The 2861-nt window shown below is 43.7% G+C and carries 3 protein-coding genes; all 3 read right to left on the reverse strand.

Annotation, left to right across the window (positions count from 1 at the left end; genetic code table 11):
- Positions 1–197: 197 nt before the first annotated feature.
- Positions 198–800 carry a DUF2987 domain-containing protein gene (locus ACTHY5_RS11740; RefSeq protein WP_441879920.1) on the reverse strand — a complete coding sequence of 201 codons (603 nt, stop codon included), beginning with the start codon at positions 798–800 and terminating at the stop codon, positions 198–200.
- Positions 797–1561, reverse strand: a complete 765-nt coding sequence (locus tag ACTHY5_RS11745; RefSeq protein WP_441879923.1) for a hypothetical protein — start codon at positions 1559–1561, stop codon at positions 797–799. The genes ACTHY5_RS11740 and ACTHY5_RS11745 overlap by 4 nt, the downstream gene beginning before the upstream one ends.
- 155 nt (positions 1562–1716) lie before the next feature.
- Complete coding sequence (gene cobB, locus ACTHY5_RS11750) at positions 1717–2427, reverse strand: Sir2 family NAD+-dependent deacetylase (protein WP_441879926.1); 711 nt, start codon at positions 2425–2427, stop codon at positions 1717–1719.
- Positions 2428–2861: the final 434 nt, after the last annotated feature.

Below are 2861 nucleotides of genomic sequence, written 5' to 3' on the forward strand. Positions count from 1 at the left end.
TGATTGACGGTGGGGATATTGGTTTTGATAAACCTGATGTTGCTAACCGCTTTGTCGACCAAGAGGAGCCCTCCGCCTTTGGTGAACGACTCACCATCACAGAGTTGAAATAAGCTAAAAAACAGCTGTACGATATCTGCTGTACGCGATACGTAAAAACTAAATCGGTGTTTTTCTTTACCGTACAGCGTTAACCTTTAAAACCAAGGGGTGATCCTTACCGCGGGTAAATTAAAGCTACCCTCTTCTGCTAATTGCGCTTGGCTTAACTTTAGCTGCGATTGCCCATTAATATCTTGCCCCGGTACAGCGGGGTTTAATGTTATGCCTTGTAGGTCTGGTACAAAATACTTACCGGGCCAGCCTGCCATTTTTTGCAATAATACATACATGTCTTGCTCAACGGCACGCAAATCTGTGCGCGTAATTTCACCCGCCTCAAGGTTAGACTGAATTTGAATGGAAATATCGCATTCAGTGGTCTCCGTCATGTCTAAGGCGACTATCGCTTTGTCGAGATCCAAGTCTTTATCTTTGGGCAGCAAAAATTGCTGATGAGGCAAAACTTCCACCTCGCCTCGTATTTCGTCATCAACCTTTACCACACCCGACTCAATATTACATAAGCCTTGGCCATCGGTACGGCTTAAATAAAATCCAAGATCGGCATGCTCAACCTTCGACTTTTTTACTTTTGCCATGTATTTAAAAAAGCCACTGTAGCCTAACTCTAATGGTGCAGCTTGTAACTGACTTGCGGGCAATGCAAGTAACATCGCAATAAAAAGAGAATGTTTCATGCGTCAAAGTGATCCTTAGCCGAATTTAAAGAAGAAGTCGCATTAGGTGTCATATCAGTATTGCCCTCAACACCACAGGCTTCACGATAGAGAATACCTTTTACAGTAATATACATAGGAACGGCCCAAATCAGGCCAACGCCCAGCGTAAATGCAGCAGCCATAAATAATAGAGCCAACAACAAATGGATTGTGAGCAAGGTTAACCATTGACGAGCAAACAACCGTAGTGAAGTAGTAATCGCTTGTATTGGGGCGAAGCCTTTTTCTAAAATAAGTGGAAAAGTAAACATTAATGCCACGCTTAAAATAAGTGTAGGCAGTAACGAAAGTACCATTGGTAAACCTAATAGCTGGCCAATCGGTAAAAATAAACTGCTAATCAGCCCCATTAGTAAGCTAGTGACGGCTAAGGGGAGCAAAAAGCGAAAATAATCAAAAATTTGATTAGGTCTAATCGGTCTATCTACAGCACGATGTACCCCTATCATATCGAGTGATGCGCTCATGGGGGCCATTACCATCGAAATGACTAATCCCAGTAAACTGGTTTGCCAAGAAACCTGTTCACTGTCTCCGCCGACACTCACCAGTAATTGATTAAGTACTAGCCAGCAACCCGTTACACCAATAGCGGCTAGTAGCATGGGCATTTTGGCTCCCATTATACGCTGCCATGCCTCTTGAAAAACGGCTTTAGGAGAAAGCGTAAAGCCGTGTTGTAACGACTGTTGCAGGCGTGAAAATTGCGGTTTATTCATTTAAAAGTAGTCTCTTACGTAAAATTGACTCATGATACCCTGTTATGCTCACAACAGTATGATACTTCACTGGGCGCGAGTATTGATGGAGTAGTCTATTATTTTAGCGTTAAAATGGCTTTCATCGCACCTTGTCTTACTAGGCAAGTATTGGATTAACGGGCGAGTAACTCTTCGACATATTCGACCACTTTAATGGTGGCAGGCCCATAGCGGTGCTCCTGAAAATGGCTCTTACCTTGGCTAGGCTCTAAGTTAATTTCTATAGTGTGGGCATTATGCATGGCCGCTTCATGTACTAGGCCCGCAGCAGGATACACACTTCCAGAAGTGCCGATCGAAATAAACAGACTCGCCTCGCTGAGAGCCTGATAAATTCGGTCTAGTGATAAAGGCATTTCACCAAACCACACGACATGAGGTCGTAATGGCTCGGGAAACTGACAACACTGACAGAGATCGTCAATGCTCAGATCTCCTGGCCAATCAATGGTTTGCTGGCTATGTGGGCAACGCGCTTTTAATAACTCACCGTGCATATGTAATACATTTTCACTACCCGCTCTTTCATGCAAGTCATCAATGTTTTGTGTGACCAGCGTGACCGTATCCGGCCAATGTGCGGCTAACTTTGCTAGTGCTAAGTGAGCCGCGTTAGGCTCTACGGTATGCAATAGTTGGCGGCGGCCATTATAAAAACGCTGCACTAACTCAGGGTTTCGCTCATATCCCTCAGGTGTCGCCACGTCTTCTAATTTGTGTTCTTCCCATAGGCCATTATCTGCCCTAAAGGTGCTGATCCCCGACTCTGCTGAGATACCCGCTCCAGTGAGAATAACAATATTACCTTTATGCACTGGCTGTATCCCTCTTCATTAATACTAGTGTCTTAGGCTAACAGCAACTCAATATTAACGCTAATTTCTCATACATTGATTTAAACCAACCAGCTGTTAGTTATTGCGCCCTTAGGCATGCCTAAGCCATGCTGCTTGTAATACCAATCTGTAAAACTAGCTGATCAAAAATTTTTAGCAACGGAACCCACGGAAGAACACGGAACAATAGAGATAAAATCTGAAAAAGACGTTATAGGATAAGAGCCAAACACCCAACTATAAAAGGTCGAATAAATACGACCCTACACTCGTGGTAGATTGGTATCAAATGAACGAATGCCTGAGCCAATAAAAAAACCAGGCAATCATGCCTGGCTATATTGTTACTTTTTTACCGTCTCTGACTCATCAAGTTGTGACAAGTGCTCGACTCGGGCTTTTAGCTTTTGCCCAGGCTTAAA

It is taken from the genome of Oceanisphaera sp., assembly GCF_052084945.1.
In the GTDB taxonomy this organism is placed as follows: Bacteria; Pseudomonadota; Gammaproteobacteria; order Enterobacterales; family Aeromonadaceae; genus Oceanimonas.